This is a genomic window from Azospira sp. APE16 (assembly GCF_047901315.1).
GTDB classification, from domain to species: domain Bacteria; phylum Pseudomonadota; class Gammaproteobacteria; order Burkholderiales; family Rhodocyclaceae; genus Azospira; species Azospira oryzae.
In genome coordinates this window covers 3,446,875-3,466,252 of sequence record NZ_CP179682.1, presented here as the reverse complement: position 1 = coordinate 3,466,252, position 19,378 = coordinate 3,446,875, and the positions used below count along the sequence as shown (strand labels likewise).

14 protein-coding genes are annotated in these 19,378 nt (G+C 66.3%); 11 read left to right on the top strand and 3 right to left on the bottom strand.

The window, feature by feature from the left end; translation table 11 throughout:
• Window positions 1–72 precede the first annotated feature (72 nt).
• Window positions 73–2,214: a methyl-accepting chemotaxis protein gene (locus ACLSSQ_RS16470; RefSeq protein WP_416243276.1), complete on the top strand. Its 2,142-nt coding sequence runs from the start codon at window positions 73–75 to the stop codon at window positions 2,212–2,214.
• 67 nt (window positions 2,215–2,281) lie between these two features.
• Here ACLSSQ_RS16470 and ACLSSQ_RS16465 read toward each other — a convergent pair whose 3' ends face one another.
• Both ACLSSQ_RS16465 and ACLSSQ_RS16460 read right to left on the bottom strand, forming a co-directional pair.
• Entirely contained in the window at window positions 2,282–2,995 is a 714-nt protein-coding gene (locus tag ACLSSQ_RS16465) for a DsbC family protein (RefSeq protein WP_416243275.1), read from the bottom strand.
• A gap of 22 nt (window positions 2,996–3,017) precedes the next feature.
• Entirely contained in the window at window positions 3,018–4,175 is a 1,158-nt protein-coding gene (locus ACLSSQ_RS16460) for a UbiH/UbiF family hydroxylase (protein WP_416243274.1), read from the bottom strand.
• A gap of 115 nt (window positions 4,176–4,290) precedes the next feature.
• Here ACLSSQ_RS16460 and ACLSSQ_RS16455 point away from each other — a divergent pair, with 115 nt between their 5' ends.
• From ACLSSQ_RS16455 to ACLSSQ_RS16410, 10 genes are all read left to right on the top strand, one after another.
• A complete protein-coding gene (locus ACLSSQ_RS16455) occupies window positions 4,291–4,635 on the top strand; it encodes a hypothetical protein (protein WP_130459459.1) in 345 nt (114 codons plus the stop codon).
• Window positions 4,636–4,670: 35 nt separating this feature from the next.
• A complete protein-coding gene (locus ACLSSQ_RS16450) occupies window positions 4,671–5,204 on the top strand; it encodes a shikimate kinase (protein ID WP_050804348.1) in 534 nt (177 codons plus the stop codon).
• Entirely contained in the window at window positions 5,201–6,295 is a 1,095-nt protein-coding gene (aroB, locus tag ACLSSQ_RS16445; protein ID WP_416243273.1) for a 3-dehydroquinate synthase, read from the top strand. The genes ACLSSQ_RS16450 and aroB overlap by 4 nt, the downstream gene beginning before the upstream one ends.
• Window positions 6,296–6,560: 265 nt before the next feature.
• Entirely contained in the window at window positions 6,561–11,258 is a 4,698-nt protein-coding gene (locus ACLSSQ_RS16440; protein WP_130459456.1) for a glutamate synthase-related protein, read from the top strand.
• Window positions 11,259–12,725, top strand: coding sequence for a glutamate synthase subunit beta (locus tag ACLSSQ_RS16435; protein ID WP_014236200.1), 1,467 nt, complete (start codon window positions 11,259–11,261; stop codon window positions 12,723–12,725).
• Window positions 12,726–12,856: 131 nt separating this feature from the next.
• Entirely contained in the window at window positions 12,857–13,546 is a 690-nt protein-coding gene (locus ACLSSQ_RS16430) for a YEATS-associated helix-containing protein (RefSeq protein ID WP_416243272.1), read from the top strand.
• Between the two features lie 53 nt (window positions 13,547–13,599).
• Window positions 13,600–14,958 carry a bifunctional UDP-N-acetylglucosamine diphosphorylase/glucosamine-1-phosphate N-acetyltransferase GlmU gene (gene glmU, locus ACLSSQ_RS16425; protein ID WP_416243271.1) on the top strand — a complete coding sequence of 453 codons (1,359 nt, stop codon included), beginning with the start codon at window positions 13,600–13,602 and terminating at the stop codon, window positions 14,956–14,958.
• 9 nt (window positions 14,959–14,967) lie between these two features.
• Window positions 14,968–15,276 carry a hypothetical protein gene (locus ACLSSQ_RS16420; RefSeq protein WP_014236203.1) on the top strand — a complete coding sequence of 103 codons (309 nt, stop codon included), beginning with the start codon at window positions 14,968–14,970 and terminating at the stop codon, window positions 15,274–15,276.
• A gap of 3 nt (window positions 15,277–15,279) precedes the next feature.
• Window positions 15,280–17,106: a glutamine--fructose-6-phosphate transaminase (isomerizing) gene (gene glmS, locus ACLSSQ_RS16415; RefSeq protein WP_416243270.1), complete on the top strand. Its 1,827-nt coding sequence runs from the start codon at window positions 15,280–15,282 to the stop codon at window positions 17,104–17,106.
• A gap of 81 nt (window positions 17,107–17,187) precedes the next feature.
• Window positions 17,188–18,189 carry a hypothetical protein gene (locus tag ACLSSQ_RS16410; RefSeq protein ID WP_416243269.1) on the top strand — a complete coding sequence of 334 codons (1,002 nt, stop codon included), beginning with the start codon at window positions 17,188–17,190 and terminating at the stop codon, window positions 18,187–18,189.
• Here ACLSSQ_RS16410 and ACLSSQ_RS16405 read toward each other — a convergent pair.
• Window positions 18,180–19,265 carry an AraC family transcriptional regulator gene (locus tag ACLSSQ_RS16405; protein WP_416243268.1) on the bottom strand — a complete coding sequence of 362 codons (1,086 nt, stop codon included), beginning with the start codon at window positions 19,263–19,265 and terminating at the stop codon, window positions 18,180–18,182. The two genes, ACLSSQ_RS16410 and ACLSSQ_RS16405, sit on opposite strands and share 10 nt — an antisense overlap.
• Window positions 19,266–19,378 lie beyond the last annotated feature (113 nt).

The following is a 19,378-nucleotide window of genomic DNA, read 5'->3' as shown; positions in this document are numbered from 1 at the left end:
TTCCGCCGTACGGGGTTGGCATCGCCCTTGCTAAAGAATGTGAACTAATACACAAAAATGCGGAGAGAACAGATGCTGCAGAGTCCTTCCATGTCCCTGTCCAGCCGCGAGAAAGGCTGGCTGCCCCTGGGTGGCAAGACCGGCAAGATCGCCATGGGCTGGGCCACCTACCTCAACCGGGACCGCTACCCCGTGCTGGAACAGGCCTTCGAGGGCTTCGCCTCGACCCGGGTGCGCATCCTGCAAAGCTGGGCCGAGCAGTGCTGGCACCACCTGGAAACCCTGGCCGGGGACCTCCAGGCCCTGCATCCCCAGCGGCCCCGCAGCCTGTTCCAGGAGAAGAAGAGCTTCGCCCGGGACTTCTCCGAACTGTTCCTCATCGACAGCAACGGGGTGGTGCTGGAATCCACCCAGGGCAGCCGGGTCGGCGCCCGGGACTTGCCCGCTCGGGCCGTCGCCGCCGGCCTCCAGGGACGCTTCCTGCACGGCCCCTATGTGGACCCGGTGACCAAGGTCCTGGGGCCGTCCTCTTCCCGTTTCCACGACGCGGTGACCCTGATGTTCTACCTGCCCATCAACGTGGCCGGGGAATTCGCCGGGGCGGTCTGCGGCCGGGTGCCCAACGACGTGGTGGGAGACCTGATCCAGCGGGAGGCGGGGCACATCTTCCGGGATTCGGGGGACAACTACCTGTTCATGGTCAAGGCCGAGTTCGACCCGTCCATCCAGCCGGGCACGGCCCTCTCCCGTTCCCGTTTCGAGGACGCCACCTTCTCCCTGGGGGACAACCTGAAGCAGGGGGTGCGCACCGACTACGGCACCGTGCGGGTGCGGGAGCACACGGAACTGGAACTGGTGTTCAACGACCCGGCCACGGGCCAGCTGCACCCCGGCGTGCGGGAAACCATCCGCAAGGGGCAGAACCTCTTTGTCACCTATCCGGGCTATTCCGACTACCGTCACGTGCCGGTGATCGGCAAGGGCGTCACCTTCAGCCTGCCCGGCTCGCCGGACCGCTGGGGCATGATGTGCGAGGCCGACCTGGAGGAGGTCTATCGCTACCGCAGCGTCGCCTACAAGCTGCAGAAGCTGTACTGGCTGGTGGTGATCCTGGCCTGGGGCCTGGGCGTCGGGGTGCAGGAGCTGTTGGGCCTGTCCGGCCTGCCTGCCCGCCTGCTGGAGCTGGGCCTGGTCATCGGCGGCGGCTTCTTCTTCAACCTGTTCGGCATGAAGCCCCTGAGCCAGCGCCTGCGCAAGAGCAGCAGCGTGCTGCGCTCCATCGCCGAGGGCGGCGGCGACCTCAGCCAGCGTCTGCCCACCAGTGAGGGAGGCAGCGACGAAACCACGGTCATGTCCCAGTGGATCAACAGCTTCATCGACAACCTGGAACAGATCATCCGCCGGGTGATCCAGACCTCCGGCGAGATCGACGGCACCAACGGCACCCTGCAGGAAAAGAGCCGGGCCATGGCCCTGGCCTCGGCCCAGATGGCGGCGGAAATGCGGGAAACCGAGGAATCCATCCGGGGCCAGGTGGAGGACATCAACGCCGCCAGCCAGAAGGTGGAGGCCATGCGCGAGGCGGTGGCCCAGGTGACGGCCGAGGCCCGGCGCCAGATGGAACTGGTGCAGTCCCGCAGCGCCGGCATCCTGGAGTCCGTGGGCGGTGCCACCCGCACCATTAGGGACCTGGAAAGCAGCACGGCGGAGATCGGTCGCATCGGCACGGTGATCCACGAGATCGCCAGCCAGACCAACCTGCTGGCTCTCAATGCCGCCATCGAGGCGGCCCGGGCCGGCGAGGCGGGCCGGGGCTTCGCCGTGGTGGCCGACGAGGTGCGCAAGCTGGCCGAGCGCACCGCCGACGCCACCAAGGAGATCGCCGCCATGATCGGCGGCGTCCAGTCCCGGGCCGAGGATGCGGTGGTGAGCATGGACACCGGCATGAGCGAACTGGAAGAGGGGCTGCGCCTGGCGGCGGATGCGGCCTCGGAAAAGCAGGAGGTGCAGGACATCCTGGAGCACCTGTTCGCCACCATCGACGAGCTGGAGGCGGCCACCCGCGCCACCGGCGGCCGCATCGAGACCATCGCCGTGGCGGCCGAGGCGGTGCGCCAGTCGGTGGATGAATCCAGCCGCAGCACCGCCCTCACCAGCGGTGCAGTACGTACCCTGGATCAGCTGGTGGGCCAGTTCAAGGTCTCGGCCGCCTGAAGGCGGCGGCTGCAAACGACAAGGGCCGCATCAGCGGCCCTTGTGCTTTCCAGCGTCGGCCGGGGGCTCAGTGGCCCAGGCTGCTCAGCTTTTTCTCGATGACGTCCAGGGGGACGGCGCCGGGGATGCGTTCGCCGTCGGCGAAGAACAGGGTCGGGGTGCCAGTGATGTTGAGGCGGCGACCCAGTTCAAAGGACTTCTGCACCGGGCCGGTGTCGCAGTCGGTGCGGCCGGTGAAGGGCTTGGCGGAAGTCATCATGGTGCTCCAGGCGGCAGCCCGGTCGCTGGCGCACCACACCTGCTTGGACTTCTCCAGGGAGTCGGCCGAGAGGATGGGATAGAGGAAGGTGTAGATGGTGATGTTGTCCAGCTTCTGCAGATCCTTGATGAGGCGCTTGCAGTAGCCGCAGTTGGGATCCTCGAAGGTCACCAGGGTGCGCTTGCCGTTGCCCTTGACCTGCTTCACCGCCAGCTCCAGGGGCAGTTCGGAGAACTTCACGGCGGTCAGCTTCTTCAGGCGTTCGGCGGTGACGTTCTGCATGGTCTTGCCGTCCACCAGGGTGCCGATCAGCAGCACGCTGACCTTCTCGTCGGTGTACAGCACCTGGCCGTCGGCGAAGACCTCGTAGAGGCCCAGGTAGCCGGACTTGGTGACGCTCTGCACCTTGCCGTTGATCTTGTCTTCCACGGCCTTTTTCACCGAGGCTTCGTCGGCGGCGGCCGGCAGGGAGAGGAGGGCGCCGGCGCAGAACAGGGCGGCCAGGAATTTGAGTTGTCGCATGGAGGACTCCGGTGGGGAAACTTCAGGATTCGAGGGCGTAACGCACCAGGGCGCTTTTCACGGGGCCGAGGCGGTTCACCAGGTTGAGGCCCAGATTGCGCAGGGGCTTCAAGCCGGGCAGGTCTTCGCGGAAGAGGCGGCGCAGGCCGTCGGTGGTGGTCTGCAGCAGCATCACCTCCTCCTTGCGGGCGCGGCGGTAGCGGGCCAGCAGGCGGGCGTCGCCGATGTCCTGCCAGGGCGCGGCGGCGGCAATGATCTCGGCCAGGGTCTTGGCGTCCCGGTAGCCCAGGTTGATGCCGTGGCCGGAAAGGGGGTGGATGCCGTGGGCCGCGTCGCCGATCAGGGCCAGGCGCGGTGCCGTCGGCTCGGGCACCCGCATCAGCTTGAGGGCGAAGGCGGCGGCCGGCGTCAGCAGTTCCAGCTGGCCCAGGGTGTGGTTGCCGGCGGCGGCCACCCGGGCGCACAGCTCCTCGGCAGGCAGGGCGGCGAGGGCGTCGGCGTGGGCGTCCGGGGTGGACCAGACGATGGAGATGCGGTTGCCCGGCAGGGGCAGGTAGGCCAGCACGCCGTCGTCGCGGAACCACTGATAGGCGATGCCGCCGTGGGGCTTTTCGGTGCTGAAGTTGGCCACCAGGCCCTTTTCGCCGTAGGGGCTGTAGTGGGCGGCGAGGCCGGCCCGGTTGCGCACCCAGGATTCGCGGCCGTCGGCTCCCACCAGCAGACGGGCGGAGAGGCTGCTGCCGTCTTCCAGGTGCAGCAGGGTGGCGTCGGCGCGGAATTCCAGTTCCCGGGGCGTGGCCGGGCAGAGGATGTCCACATTGCCCTGGCGCTTGACGTTTTCCCACAGCTCCTGGGCCATCAGGGAGGACTCGAGAATCCAGGCCAGTTCTGGCACGCCGCTCTGGTAGGCGGAGAAGTCGAGGCGGCTGTCACCGTCGCCATAAACTTCCATGGCCCGCACCGGCGCCATGCGGCCGGCGTCCAGGTGCTTCCACACGCCGATGTCGGCGAGGAAGCGGGCATTGGCCGGGCTGATGGCGTAGATGCGCGCATCCCAGCCTTCGGGCCGGCTCGGGGCGCGGCCTTCCACCAGGGCGATCTTGAGGCGGGATTCCTTGAGGGCGCAGGCGAAGGCCAGGCCGGCCAGGCCGCCGCCGACGATAACGATGTCGTATTTCATGGGACGAGACTCCAGAAGCCCCGGATTGTGCCTGCCCCACCGGGGCAGCACAAGAACGGCTGCCCTTACGGTCCTCTCGTTGCCACGGGCGGCGGGCCCATGTTAGAAGCGGCCCATGGATAGCGAACTGCAGTATTTCCCCGCCGTGCTTCGTTCCGAGCACGATTCCCCCATCGATGCCCTGGTGGCCCTGGGCCTGCCCCGGGAGGAGTGCATGGAACTGGTGGCTGCCTCCTGGGGCCGTCCGGAACTAAGTCTTCTGGCCTGGGTGGATGGCGGCCGGGCGGTGGCGGTGCTGCCCCTGGCGGAGGGACGCTGGGCTGCCTGCAATGCCTTTGTCGAACAATCCTGCCGGGAGCCGAAGGAAGCCCTGCGCCGGGCCGGCAAGTTGGCCAAGCGCGGCCGGCGGGCCCTGGTGGGCATTTGGGCCGGGGCGCCTGCTGGTACAATGGCCGGGTGAAAACCAAGCAAGACAACATAATTCTGGTGGGCCTCATGGGGGCCGGCAAGACCACCATCGGACGTCTCCTGGCCAAGCGCCTGGGGAAGCGTTTTGTCGACTCCGACCATGAGGTGGAAAGCCGTACCGGCGTTTCCATTCCGGTGATTTTCGAGATCGAGGGCGAGGCCGGCTTCCGCAAGCGGGAGTCCATGGTGATCGAGGACCTGTCCCGGGAAAGCGGCCTGGTCATGGCCACCGGCGGCGGCGTCGTGCTCAGCCCCGAGAACCGGGAGGCCATCAAGGCCGGCGGCTTCGTCGTCTATCTCTGCGCCCCCCCCGAGCTGCTCTACGCCCGCACCCGCAACGACCGCAACCGTCCCCTGCTGCAGGTGGCCGATCCCCTGGGGCGGCTGCGCCAGCTCTATGTGCAACGGGACCCCCTCTACCGGGAGGTGGCGGACATGGTCATCGACGCCTCTTCCCACTCCGCCAACGCCTCGGTGCAGCTCCTGCTGCGCGTCACCCAGTCGGCGCCCCTGGTGGGCGTCGAGCCGGCTCCCGCACCGCCAACGCCTTCCACGCCATGACTCAGCAAACCCTGCAGGTCGCCCTGGGCGACCGCTCCTATCCCATCCACATCGGCAGCGGCCTGCTGCAGCGCGCCGACCTGATCCTGCCCCACCTGGGGCGCAAGAAGGCGGTCATCGTCAGCAACGAGACCGTGGCCCCCCTTTATCTGGAGCCCCTGGCGGCCCTGCTGCGGGCCAATGGCGTGGCCGTTTCCCAGGTGGTGCTGCCCGATGGGGAGGAGTTCAAGGACTGGCCGACCCTCAACCGGATTTTCGACGCCCTGCTGGAAAGCCGGGCCGAACGTTCCACCACCCTGATTGCCCTGGGCGGCGGGGTCATCGGCGACACCACCGGTTTTGCCGCCGCCTGCTACCAGCGCGGCATGCCCTTCATCCAGGTGCCCACCACCCTGCTGTCCCAGGTGGACTCTTCGGTGGGCGGCAAGACGGCCATCAATCATCCCCTGGGCAAGAACATGATCGGCGCCTTCTACCAGCCCAAGCTGGTGCTGGCCGACATCGATACCCTGGACACCCTGCCGGAACGGGAACTGAAGGCCGGCCTGGCCGAGGTGATCAAGTACGGCTTGATCCGGGATCCCCAGTTCCTGGGCTGGATCGAGTCCAGCCTGCCCGGCCTGCTGGCACGGGACAAGGCCCTGCTGGCCGAGGCCGTGTATCGCTCCTGCGCCCACAAGGCCGAGGTGGTGGCCCGGGACGAGCGGGAAACGGGTGAGCGGGCCCTGCTCAATCTGGGGCATACCTTCGGCCATGCCATCGAGACCGGCCTGGGCTACGGCGTCTGGCTCCATGGCGAGGCCGTGGCGGCCGGTACGGTGATGGCGGCGGAACTGTCGGCCCGTCTCGGCTGGATCGGTCCGGCCGAGGTGGCCCGGGTGGAATCCGTCTTCCGTCTGGCCGGCTTGCCCGTCAGCGGTCCGGACCTGGGGGTGGAGTGTTACCTGGAATTGATGCGCCACGACAAGAAGGTGGAAGCGGGCAAGCTGCGCCTGGTGCTGTTCCGCGGCATCGGCGATGCGGTGGTGAGCGATGTGGCCAGCGACGAGCAGATAGCCGCCGCCATTGCCGCCCGGGTGTCTGCCGCCTGAAATCCGGTGCACCAAATGGGGTTTGGTGCGTTGGTCAAAAGCTGGCTATCACTTTAGTGTGACTTCCCAGGAGTGCAGGTCGGGTTTGAGCACTGGCGGGCGATCGGGGCATTGTTGGGCAAAGCCTTGATGGCTCACGGTTTTCGGGCTACACTATAGTGTTGCTTTTTGCACAGAAAAGGCCGGTGCCGTCCGCACCGGCTTTTTTGACGCCGTTCGGTTTATCCAGGCGGCAGTCTTAATTCATAAAAAGGACTCTAGCGTGATGGATAGTGTTGTCCCTGGTGGGGCCGTTCCCGGGCGGCAGGGCCTGTACGACCCGGCCAACGAAAAGGATGCCTGCGGCGTCGGTTTCGTTGCCCATATCAAGAACAAGAAGAGCCACGGTATCGTTGAACAGGGTCTGTTGATCCTGAAAAACCTCGACCACCGCGGCGCTACCGGTTATGACCCGCTGCTGGGTGATGGCGCCGGCATCCTGATTCAGATGCCCGATGCCTTCCTGCGTGCCGAAGCCGCCAAACTGGGCATCAACCTGCCCAAGGAAGGCGAGTACGCCTGCGGTATCGTGTTCCTGCCCCAGTCCTCCAACGGTCGTGCCGCCGCCGAATCCGCCGTGGCCCGCATCGTGCACGAAGAAGGCCAGACCTTCCTCGGCTGGCGCGACGTGCCCCGGGACAATGCCGGCCTGGCTGCCGCTGCCCGCGAGATCGAGCCGGTCATGCGCCAGGTGTTCATCGCCAAGGGCGAGAACGTCGGCGACCAGGACGCCTTCGAACGCAAGCTGTTTGTCATCCGCAAGCGGGTCGAGCATGCCGTGCGCAAGCTGAAGCTGGACGACGGCAAGCAGTTCTACATTCCGTCCCTGTCCTCCCGCACCATCAACTACAAGGGCATGCTGCTGGCCCATCAGGTGGGCGAGTACTACCTGGACCTGCAGGACGAGCGTCTCGTCTCCGCCCTGGCCCTGGTGCACCAGCGCTTCTCCACCAACACCTTCCCCACCTGGGATCTGGCCCACCCCTTCCGCATGATTGCCCACAACGGTGAAATCAACACCGTGCGCGGCAACGTGAACTGGATGAAGGCCCGCCAGAAGGCCATGTCCTCCAAGTGGCTGAAGGAAGACTTGGACAAGCTGTGGCCCCTGATCGTGGACGGCCAGTCCGACTCCGCCTGTTTCGACAACGCGCTGGAACTGCTGGTCATGGGTGGTTACTCCATGGCCCAGGCCATGATGATGCTGATCCCCGAAGCCTGGGCCGGCAATCCCCTCATGGACGAAGAGCGTCGCGCCTTCTACGAGTACCACGCTGCCCTGATGGAACCGTGGGACGGCCCCGCCGCCGTGGCCTTCACCGACGGCCGCCAGATTGGCGCCACCCTGGATCGCAACGGCCTGCGTCCCGCTCGCTATCTGGTGACCGAGGACGACCTGGTGCTGATGGCCTCCGAAATGGGCGTGCTGACCTTCCCGCAAGAGAAGATCGTCAAGAAGTGGCGCCTGCAGCCCGGCAAGATGTTCCTGATCGACATGGAACAGGGCCGCATCATCGACGACTCCGAGCTGAAGAAGTCCCTTTCCGGCGCCAAGCCTTACCGCAAGTGGATTGAAGAATCCCGCTACTTCCTCGGCGACCTGCCGGAAGCCGGCAGCGAGGCGCCCAAGGCCGACGTGCCCCTGCTCGACCAGCAGCAGGCCTTCGGCTTTACCCAGGAAGACGTGAAGTTCATCCTGCAGCCCATGGCTGCCCAGGGTGAGGAAGCCACCGGCTCCATGGGTAACGACAGCCCCCTGACCGTGCTTTCCAACAAGGAAAAGCCGCTCTACAACTACTTCAAGCAGCTGTTCGCCCAGGTGACCAACCCGCCGATCGACCCCATCCGGGAAGAGATCGTCATGTCCCTGACCAGCTTCATCGGTCCCAAGCCGAACCTGCTGGGCGTGGATGAAACCAATCCGCCCCTGCGTCTGGAAGTGCACCAGCCGGTGCTGACCAACGCCGACCTGGCCAAGCTGCGCGCCATCGACCGTTCCACCTCGGGCCGTTACAAGTCCCTGGTGCTGGACATCACCTGGCCTGCCGCCGAAGGCGCCGCCGGTTGCGAGAAGGCCCTGGAGGCCGTCTGCGCCGCCGCCGAGAAGAGCGTGGCCGACGGCTACAACGTGCTGATCCTGTCCGATCGCAGCGTCTGTGCCGAGAAGGCGCCGATCCCCGCCCTGCTGGCCACTTCCGCCGTGCATCACCACCTGGTGAAGAAGGGTCTGCGCACTTCCACCGGCCTGGTGGTGGATACCGGTTCCGCCCGGGAAACCCACCACTTCGCCCTGCTCGCCGGTTATGGCGCCGAAGCCGTCTGTCCCTGGCTGACCATGGACACCCTGGCCGAGATCGCCGGCAACCTGCCGGGCAACGTCACCGCCTATGACGCCCAGAAGCGCTTCATCAAGGCCGTCAACAAGGGGCTGAACAAGGTCATGTCCAAGATGGGCATTTCCACCTACCAGTCCTACTGTGGCGCCCAGATCTTCGAAGCCATCGGCCTTTCCTCCGAACTGGTGAAGAAGTACTTCGCCGGCACCGCCACCCAGGTGGAAGGTATCGGCATCCTGCAGGTGGCCGAAGAGGCCCTGCGTGTGCACCGCGCCGCTTTCAGCAGCGACCCCGTGCTGGCCGAGAGCCTGGAGACCGGCGGCGAATACGCCTTCCGTATCCGCGGTGAGGACCACATGTGGACCCCGGATGCCATCGCCAAGCTGCAGCACTCCACCCGCTCCGGCAAGATGGACACCTACAAGGAGTACGCCAAGATCATCAACGACCAGTCCAAGCGTCACCTGACGCTGCGCGGTCTGTTCGAGATCAAGTCGGCCGGCGCTCCGGTGCCCCTGGAAGAAGTGGAACCCGCCAAGGAAATCGTCAAGCGCTTCGCGACTGGCGCCATGTCCCTGGGCTCCATCTCCACCGAGGCCCACACCACCCTTTCCGTGGCCATGAACCGCATCGGCGGCAAGTCCAACACCGGTGAAGGTGGCGAGGATGCCAACCGCTTCAAGCCGGTGAAGGCTGGCCAGAAGCTGTCCGAGATCATCGGTGCCGGCCGTATCGCCCGCGATCTGGAACTGAAGGAAGGCGACTCCCTGCGTTCAGCCATCAAACAGGTGGCTTCCGGCCGCTTCGGCGTTACCGCCGAGTACCTGGCCAATGCGGACCAGATCCAGATCAAGATGGCCCAGGGCGCCAAGCCCGGTGAAGGCGGCCAGCTGCCCGGCCACAAGGTTTCCGAGTACATCGGTGCCCTGCGTCACTCCGTGCCCGGCGTCGGCCTGATTTCCCCCCCGCCGCACCACGACATCTACTCCATCGAAGACTTGGCCCAGCTGATCCACGATCTGAAGAACGTGAATCCGGTGTCCTCCATCTCGGTGAAGCTGGTGTCCGAAGTGGGCGTGGGTACCGTGGCTGCCGGCGTCTCCAAGGCCAAGGCCGATCACCTGGTGATCGCCGGCCATGACGGCGGTACCGGTGCATCCCCCCTGTCCTCCATCAAGCACGCCGGCACTCCCTGGGAACTCGGCCTGGCCGAAACCCAGCAGACCCTGGTGCTGAACCGTCTGCGTGGCCGCATCCGCGTCCAGGTGGACGGCCAGATGAAGACCGGCCGCGACGTGGTCATCGGCGCCCTGCTGGGTGCCGACGAGTTCGGCTTCGCTACCGCTCCCCTGGTGGTGGAAGGCTGCATCATGATGCGCAAGTGCCACCTCAACACCTGCCCGGTGGGCGTGGCCACCCAGGACCCGACCCTGCGCGCCAAGTTCTCCGGCCAGCCGGAGCACGTGGTGAACTACTTCTTCTTCGTTGCCGAAGAAGTGCGCGAGATCATGGCCTCCATGGGCATCCGCAAGCTGGACGACCTGATCGGCCGTGCCGACCTGCTCGACATGCGCGCCGGTGTGGAGCACTGGAAGGCCCGTGGCCTGGACTACTCCAAGATCTTCTACATGCCGCCCGTGGGTGCCGACGTGGCCCGTCTGCACTGCGAGACCCAGGACCACAACCTGGGCAAGGCCCTCGACCACAAGCTGATCGAGCAGGCCAAGCCCGCCCTGGAAAAGGGCGAGAAGGTGGTGATCAACACCGAGATCATCAACGTGAACCGCACCGCCGGCGCCATGCTGGCCGGTGAGGTGGCCAAGCGTTACGGTCACGCCGGTCTGCCGGATGACACCATTCACGTGAACCTGACCGGTACCGCCGGCCAGAGCTTTGGCGCCTTCCTGGCCAAGGGCGTGACCTTCGAGCTGACTGGCGAAGGCAACGACTACGTGGGCAAGGGCCTCTCCGGTGGCCGCATCGTCATCAAGGCACCCAAGGCCTTCCGCGGCAACACCGCCGAGAACATCATCGTCGGCAACACCGTTCTGTACGGCGCCATCGAAGGTGAAGTGTTCTTCAACGGCGTCGGCGGCGAACGCTTCTGCGTGCGCAACTCCGGCGCCACCGCGGTGGTGGAAGGCGTGGGCGACCACGGTTGCGAATACATGACCGGCGGCACCGTCGTCGTGCTGGGCCAGACCGGCCGCAACTTCGCTGCCGGCATGTCCGGCGGCGTGGCCTACGTCCTGGACGAGGACGGCACTTTCGAATCCCGCTGCAACCTGGCCCAGGTCGCCCTGGAGCCGGTGCCGGAAGAAGAAGCTGCCTCCGAGAAACTGGGTGAGTTCGGCGACGTCACCAGCCACGGCAAGGTGGACATCCGCCATCTGGCCATGGCCGACGAAGCCCTGCTCAAGGGTCTGGTCGAACGCCACCTGGAAATGACCGGCTCCACCCGGGCCAAGCAGATCCTGGACGGCTGGAGCACCTACCGCGCCAAGTTCGTCAAGGTCATGCCGAACGAGTACCGCCGCGCTCTGGCGGAACTCGCCGCCAAGAACAGCAAGCAGAAGGAGGCCGCATAAATGGGCAAGCCTACTGGTTTCATGGAGTTCCAGCGTCTGTCCGAGGCTTACGAGCCTGTCGAGGCGCGGCTCAAGCACTACAAGGAATTCGTCGGTCACCTGTCCGACGCCGATGCCAAGACCCAGGGGGCGCGCTGCATGGATTGCGGCATTCCCTTCTGCAACAACGGCTGCCCGGTGAACAACATCATTCCCGACTGGAATGACCTGGTTTACCGCGGCAACTGGGAAGAGGCCATCGCCGTCCTGCACTCGACCAACAACTTCCCCGAGTTCACCGGCCGCATCTGCCCGGCGCCCTGCGAAGCTGCCTGCACCCTGGGCATCAACGAGGCGCCCGTGGGCATCAAGTCCATCGAGCACGCCATCATCGACAAGGCCTGGGAAAACGGTTGGGTCAAGCCCCAGCCCGCCAAGGTCAAGACCGGCAAGAAGGTTGCCATCGTCGGCGGCGGTCCCGCCGGCCTGGCTGCTGCCCAGCAACTGGCCCGTGCCGGTCACGACGTGACCGTGTTCGAGAAGAACGACCGGGTCGGCGGCCTGCTGCGTTACGGCATCCCCGACTTCAAGCTGGAGAAGGGCCTGATCGACCGCCGCATGGAACAGATGCAGGCCGAGGGTGTGACCTTCCGCACCAAGACCATCGTCGGCACCAAGACCCTGCCGGCCGGCATCGTCAATGACGCCACCACCGTGGTTTCTGCCGAGCAGCTGAGCAAGGAATTCGACGCCGTGGTGCTGACCGGCGGTTCCGAAGTGCCCCGCGACCTGCCCGTGCCGGGCCGGGAACTGAAGGGCGTGCATTACGCCCTGGAGTTCCTCATCCCGCAGAACAAGGAAGTGGCCGGCGACGGCAAGAACCCCATCCGCGCCGACGGCAAGCACGTCGTCGTCATCGGTGGCGGCGACACCGGCTCCGACTGCGTCGGTACCTCCAACCGCCACGGTGCGGCTTCCATCACCCAGTTCGAAGTGATGCCCAAGCCCCCGGTGGAAGAGAACAAGGCCCTGACCTGGCCCTACTGGCCGCTCAAGCTGCGTACCTCCTCCTCCCACGACGAAGGCTGCACCCGGGACTTCGCCGTGTCCACCAAGGAGCTGATTGGTGACGGCAACGGCAACGTCAAGGCCCTGAAGGCCGTGCGCGTGGAATGGAAGGACGGCAAGATGGTGGAAGTGGCCGGTTCCGAGTTCGAAATTCCCGCCGACCTGGTGCTGCTGGCCATGGGCTTCACCAATCCGGTGGCCGGCCTGTTGGAAGCCTTCGGTGTGGACAAGGATGCCCGCGGCAACGCCAAGGCGACCACCGACGGTGCCGGCTGCTACGCCACCAACGTGCCCAAGGTCTTCGCTGCCGGCGACGTGCGCCGCGGCCAGTCCCTGGTGGTGTGGGCCATCCGCGAAGGCCGTCAGGCCGCGCGGGAGGTCGATGCCTTCCTGACCGGCGCTTCCGAACTGCCCCGCTGAGGCATCCGGAAAACGGCACGACAGAAAACCCCGCCCCGTGGCGGGGTTTTGTTTTGCAGGGGTCTTCCCCTGTGGCATATTACGGTCTGCGCGGGACGGGAGGCCCCATGGACATGGAACTGCAAAAAGCGATGCAAGTAAGCCAAACTTTCGGTGCCCTCGACGGGCATCTCCTGATCATTCTCGGCATCCTCGTCGTCGCCGGCATTCTCGGTGGCATCGCCAACTTTTTCCTGCGCGACCGCCAGGTGAAGCCCGAGGTGCGCGAGTGGCTGAAGTATCCGGTGCTGGGCATGGTGGCGGCCCTGACCGTGCCTCTTTTCCTCAACATGATTTCCAGCAATCTGCTCGAGGGGGCCCGCACCCGTCCGGTGGATTTCTTCGTCCTGGCCGGCTTTTGCCTGCTCTATGTGGTGGTTTCCCGCCGTCTGTTCGAAAACATGGCCAACAAGCTGCTGTCCCAGCTCGATCTGGTCAAGGACGACGTGCGCCAGTTGCAGGAGCGCAAGCCGGAGGCGGTTCCGGAAGCCCAGGAGGCCGTGGTCAAGGAACTGCCGAAGGAAGCCCTGTCCTACAACGACGTCGAACTGGTGCGCGCCATTGCCGAAGAGAACTACGTGTACGGCAATCTGGCCGGCCTGGCCGAGAAGACCGGTCTGGGCCGGGAACTGATCAGCCAGCGTCTGACCGTGCTGAAAAACCTCGGCATCATCGAAACCCGCATCAACGAAAAGAACGTGCTGCACTGGTTTGTTTCCAACAAGGGCAAACAGCTCCTCGGCGACATCCTCTCCGGCCAGGAAGAGAAGAAGAGCGCCTGATCCCCCATAGCCGCCCCGGCGGCCATGTCGCTTCTGTATTACGGAAAAATCCCATGAATATCGTCATCCTCGCCGCCGGCCAGGGAAAGCGTATGCATTCCCATCTGCCCAAGGTGCTTCATCCCATTGCCGGCAAGGCCCTGGCTGCCCATGTCCTGGATACCGCCCGCCGTCTGGGCCAGTCCCGTATCTGCCTGGTAGTGGGCCACGGCGGCGACGTGGTGCGCAGCGCCCTGGCTGCAGCCGATGTGGCCTGTGCCGTGCAGGAACCCCAACTGGGCACCGGCCACGCGGTGATGCAGGCCCTGCCCCTGCTGGATGGCGAGGGCATGACCCTGGTGCTTTACGGCGATGTGCCCCTGATCCAGGCCGCCACCCTGCAGCGGCTGGTGCAGGCCGCCGGCGACGGCTTGGCGGTATTGACGGTGGATCTGGAAAATCCCAAGGGCTACGGGCGCATCATCCGCGACAGCGCCGGCCGGGTGCAGCGCATCGTCGAGGAAAAGGACGCTACCCCGGCCGAGCGCCTGGTAAGGGAAACCAACACGGGCATCATGGCTTTGCCCACGGCCCGCCTGCAGGACTGGCTGTCCCGCCTCTCCAACGACAATGCCCAGGGCGAGTACTACCTAACCGACGTGGTGGCCCTGGCGGTGGCGGACGGGGTGCCGGTGCATACGGCCCAGCCGGAAGGCGAATGGGAGGTGGCCGGGGTCAATAGCAAGGTGCAGTTGGCTGAGCTGGAGCGGGTCTATCAGTTGCGCCTGGCCCATGGCCTGCTGGAGCAGGGTGTGCGCCTGGCCGACCCGGCCCGGCTCGACGTGCGCGGCCAGCTCCGCTGCGGCCGCGACGTGGCCATCGACGTGGGCTGCGTCTTCGAAGGCGAGGTGGTGCTGGAGGAAGCCGTGGACATCGGTCCCTGCTGCGTCCTGAAAAATGTCACGGTCAAGGCCGGCGCCCGCATTGCCGCCTTCAGCCACCTGGAAGGGGCCGTCGTCGGACCCGATGCCATCGTTGGTCCCTACGCCCGCCTGCGGCCGGGTACCGAGCTGGGGGCCGAGGCCCATGTGGGCAATTTCGTCGAACTGAAGAACAGCATTCTTGGCCCCGGTTCCAAGGCCAACCACCTGGCCTACGTGGGCGATGCCACCGTGGGCCAGCGGGTCAACATCGGTGCCGGCACCATCACCTGCAACTACGACGGCGCCAACAAGTACCGCACCGTCATCGAGGACGATGCCTTCATCGGTTCCGACTCCCAGCTGGTGGCCCCGGTCACCGTGGGCCGCGGTGCCACCCTGGGGGCCGGCACCACCCTGACCAAGGACGCCCCCGCCGATTCCCTCACCGTTTCCCGCGCCCGCCAGGTCAGCCTGGCCGGCTGGAAGCGCCCCGAAAAAGTCAAAAAGTAAGGAAGTTCCATGGACGCCTATTTCACCCTTTACGTACTGACCGTCGCCCTGGCCGTGGCCGGCGGCGGCATGCTGCTCCTAGTGGGCTACATCGACACCATTCCCGCCTCCTTCGCCCACGGCTGGCGCTGGGGCGCCTGTGCCCTGCTGGTGCCGGTGCTGGGGCCCCTCTATTTCTGCTGGAAGCACTGGGCCGATTGCGCCAAGGCGGGCAAGCAACTGGTGGCCGGCACCGTGCTGATGGCCCTGGCCATGGGCGGTCTCTACGGCCTGGGTCCCTGGTTCGCCAAGCGGGCCCTGGAAATGGCGGGGAGCTGAGCCATGTGCGGCATCGTCGCGGCGGCAGCCCGTAACAATATCGTCCCCGTCCTCCTGGAAGGCCTGCGCAAGCTGGAGTACCGGGGTTACGACTCTGCCGGCCTGGCCATCCTCAACGGCGGCCTGCAACGCCTGCGCAGCGTCGGCCGGGTGGCCGAACTGGCGGCCCAGGCCGACAGCACCGGAGCCACCAGCGAGACCGGCATCGCCCACACCCGCTGGGCCACCCATGGCGTGCCTTCCGAGCGCAACGCCCATCCCCACATCTCCGAAGGTCTGGCGGTGGTGCACAACGGCATCATCGAGAACTACGAGTCCCTGCGGGCCGAACTGTCGGCTCTGGGCTATAGCTTCTCATCCGAGACCGATACGGAAACCATCGCCCACCTGATCCACCACACCCTGAAGAGCGAGCCTGATTTGTTCCGAGCCGTCTGCCGCACGGTGCAGCGCCTCCAGGGCGCCTACGCCATCGCCGTGGTCAAGGAAGACGAACCGGGCCGGGTCATCGTTGCCCGGGAAGGTTCGCCCCTGCTCCTGGGTGTCGGCGAGCAGGGCAACTATGCGGCCTCGGATGCCTCCGCCCTGCTGCAGGTGACCCGTCGCATCGTCTATCTGGAAAACGGCGACGTGGCCGAACTGCGTCCCGAAAGCTGGCGCGTCGCCCGGGCCGACGGCACGCCGGTGGAGCGGCCGGTGGCCCTCTCCAGCCTGTCGGCGGACGCGGTGGAACTGGGCCGCTTCCGCCACTACATGCAGAAGGAAATCTTCGAGCAGCCCGACGCCCTGGCCAATACCCTGGAAATGGTGGGCGGCGCCAAGAGCCTGCAGGCCGGCCTCTTCGGGGCCGAAGCGGAAACCCTGCTGGGCGGCGCCAGCTCGGTGCTGATCCTGGCCTGCGGCACTTCCAGCCACGCCGGCATGGCCGCCCGCTACTGGCTCGAAGCCGTGGCCGGCATTCCCTGCACCGTGGAAACGGCCAGCGAATACCGCTACCGGGAATCCGTGCCCCAGGCGGACCAGCTGGTCATCGCCATTTCCCAGTCCGGCGAGACCGCGGACACCCTGGCCGCCCTGCGCCATGCCAAGGCCCTGGGCCACCACCGGACACTGGCCCTGTGCAACGTGCCCGAGTCGGCCATCGTGCGCGAATGTGCTCTGCGCTTCATCACCCGGGCCGGCCCGGAAATCGGCGTGGCCTCCACCAAGGCCTTCACCACCCAGCTGGCAGCCCTGTTCCTGCTGACCCTGGTGCTGGCCAAGCTCAAGGGGCGTCTTTCCGATACCGAGGAGGCTATCCAGCTGCAGGCCCTGCGCCACCTGCCCGCCGCCATCGGCAGGGCCCTGGAGCTGGAGCCCCAGATCAAGGCCTGGGCCGAGCGCTTCGCCATGAAGCAGCATGCCCTTTTCCTCGGTCGCGGCATCCATTACCCCATCGCCCTGGAAGGGGCCCTCAAGCTCAAGGAAATTTCCTACATCCACGCCGAGGCCTATCCGGCCGGCGAACTGAAGCACGGGCCCCTGGCCCTGGTGGACAAGGACATGCCGGTCATCGCCGTGGCGCCCAATGACGTGCTGCTGGAGAAGCTCAAGTCCAACCTGCAGGAAGTGAAGGCCCGGGGCGGCGAGCTGTACGTCTTCGCCGATGCGGATTCGGAAATCGCCGAGTCGGAAGGGGTGCATATCCTGCGCCTGCCGGAACACTACGGCCGCCTCTCCCCCATCCTCCACGTCATTCCCCTGCAACTGCTGTCCTACCACGCAGCCCTGGTCAAGGGCACCGATGTGGACAAGCCGCGCAACCTTGCCAAGTCGGTGACGGTGGAGTAATTCCCACCGCCGGCCGGCTTGGGTCAAGTCGGCCGGCATATTGCCGTTAACAAGTCATGTGTTCTTCGCCGGCGATATCCCATGAAAATCACTTCCCTTAGCTGGACGACCGCGTCTACCGCTTCCGCCAAGCGCAGCGAACGACAGGGAGGGGCGGACGAGGCGAGGGAAAGTGCCAAAGCCCTGGCCCAGTCCATCCTCTCGCCCAAGGAAGACGAGCAGGCCAAGCGACAATCAGAGCGGGCGCGGCAGATGAGCAGTTTGCTGCAACAGCTGCGCTCCATGCCGTCGGCCCAGGAGACCCGCAAGCAGGCGGCGGCCGACAAGGCCGAGATGCTGAAAAGGCGGCTGCAGATGCTCAAGTCCATGCTGGCCGGGGCGACGCCGGAGCAGGCCAAGGCGCTGGCCCGGCAGGTCCGCAGCATCGCCAAGGAACTGGCGTCCCTGGCCGGCAATCTGGGCGGCAACAGCGGCGGCTCGGGCGCGTCGGCCAATCTGTCCGTGAGCAGTTCGGACAGTTCCGCCAGTCAAACCACCAGTGTCGGCAGCGATGCGGCCCAGGGGACGGCAGATGGACCGGCCCAGAGCGCCGTGGCCCAGGCGACTGCGGCAGAGGCCCAGGCCGATACGGGCGGTGACGAGGCCGACAGCGCAGAGGCAGGGGCGGCCGATGAGTCGGCCGCGGTAGCCAGCGGAGCCGGTGCGGAAGCGGAAGCTGCAGCCGCGGTAGCTGCCGATCCGGAGCAAAAGGCCGAAGACAAGAGGGCCGGCGAAAGCCGGGGCGCCACGGAGGGGGTCAGGAGCGGCGGCCAGTCCGATGCGGACAAGGCTTTGCGCAAGGCCCTGGAAGAGGCGCGCAAGGTGCTCAAGGCTGTTGCCGCCCTGCTCAAGCAGAAACTCGGACAGCAGGACAAGGATGTGCGCAGCATCCAGGAAAGCATGGCCAAGCTGGACCAGTTGATGGGGCAGGGAGGCGACGGCGTCGCCAGTGTGCCCCAGGTCTATATCGACGTGGGCGGCATGGGCGATACCGGTGCCGCAGTTGCCGCCGTGGCCGGCGCCACAGTGAACACTCAGGCCTGAGACGGTTCCTGGCCGTTGCCGGGGCGCTCCTTCTGGGCCCGCAGGCGCTTGCGGTACTGGCTGGGTGAGGTGCCGGTCCAGGAGACGAAGGCGCGGAAGAAGGCCGAGGGGTCGGCAAAGCCCAGGTCGGCGGCAATCTGGCCCAGAGGCTGGCTGGTCTTGGTCAGGCGCGACAGGGCCAGGTCCCGGCGCAGGGCGTCCTTGATGGCGCGGAAGCTGGAGCCCTCCTCCTCCAGGCGCCGGTGCAGGGTGCGGGGCGACAGGTTGAGCTGGCGGGCGACGCCGTCCAGATCGGGCAGTTCCGGCAGGGCCGCGCGCAGGATGTCGCGCACCCGCAGCACCATTTCCCGGTCCCGCCGGTAGAGGGTGGTGATCTTGCCCGGGGAGCCTTCAAGAAAGCTGGCCAGGGCCGCCTCGTCGCGGCGGATGGGCAGGTCCAGCAGGGTGGCGGAGAAACTGGCGGCCAGGGAATCGGCGGCAAAGTCCGACTGGGCGGTGTAGATCAGGGCATAGTCGTCCGCATGGGCCGGGCGCGGGTAGGGGAACTGGACCCGCTCCAGGACGATGCTGCGCCCCGCCAGCCAGGAGGCCAGGCCGTGCAGCAGGCGCAGCAGCCATTCAAAGGCAAAGACCCGGCCGACAGCCAGGGGGCGCTCCTCCCGGATGCGCAGCAGGGCCTGACCGGCGCTCCCGCTTTCCAGATGCACCGACAGATCATGCAGCACCAGCCCCAGGAAGCGGGTGCTGCGTTGCAGGGCCTCGCCCAGGGTCGGTGCGCTGATGACGCTGCGGCAGAGGAATTCGAAGGTGCCCGGCGGCAAGGGCGTGGAAAAAAGGGCAAAACCCTCGTCGCCGAGTTCGGCGATGAGCAGGTTGTAGAGGGCGGCGTAACGCTCCACCGGCACCCGCACATCCGGCCGGTGCAGCACCTCCCGGCCGATGCCGGCCCGCTCCAGCAGGGGGCCGGCATCGCCGCCGCGGGCCGTGACCCCGGCCAGCATGCCCTGGACGAAGCCCATGGCCACGGTGGCCCGGGGGCGGGGCAGGGGACTGGCGATTTTGTCAGGGTTGCTCATTGCTGCCCTGCAACACCGTGAATTGGTTGAAATTCCATATTGGCGGATTTTGCACGATTTGCGGCATAGCGGGCAATGGCCCTGGGCCGGCGGACTTTTTAAGATGTCGCCAT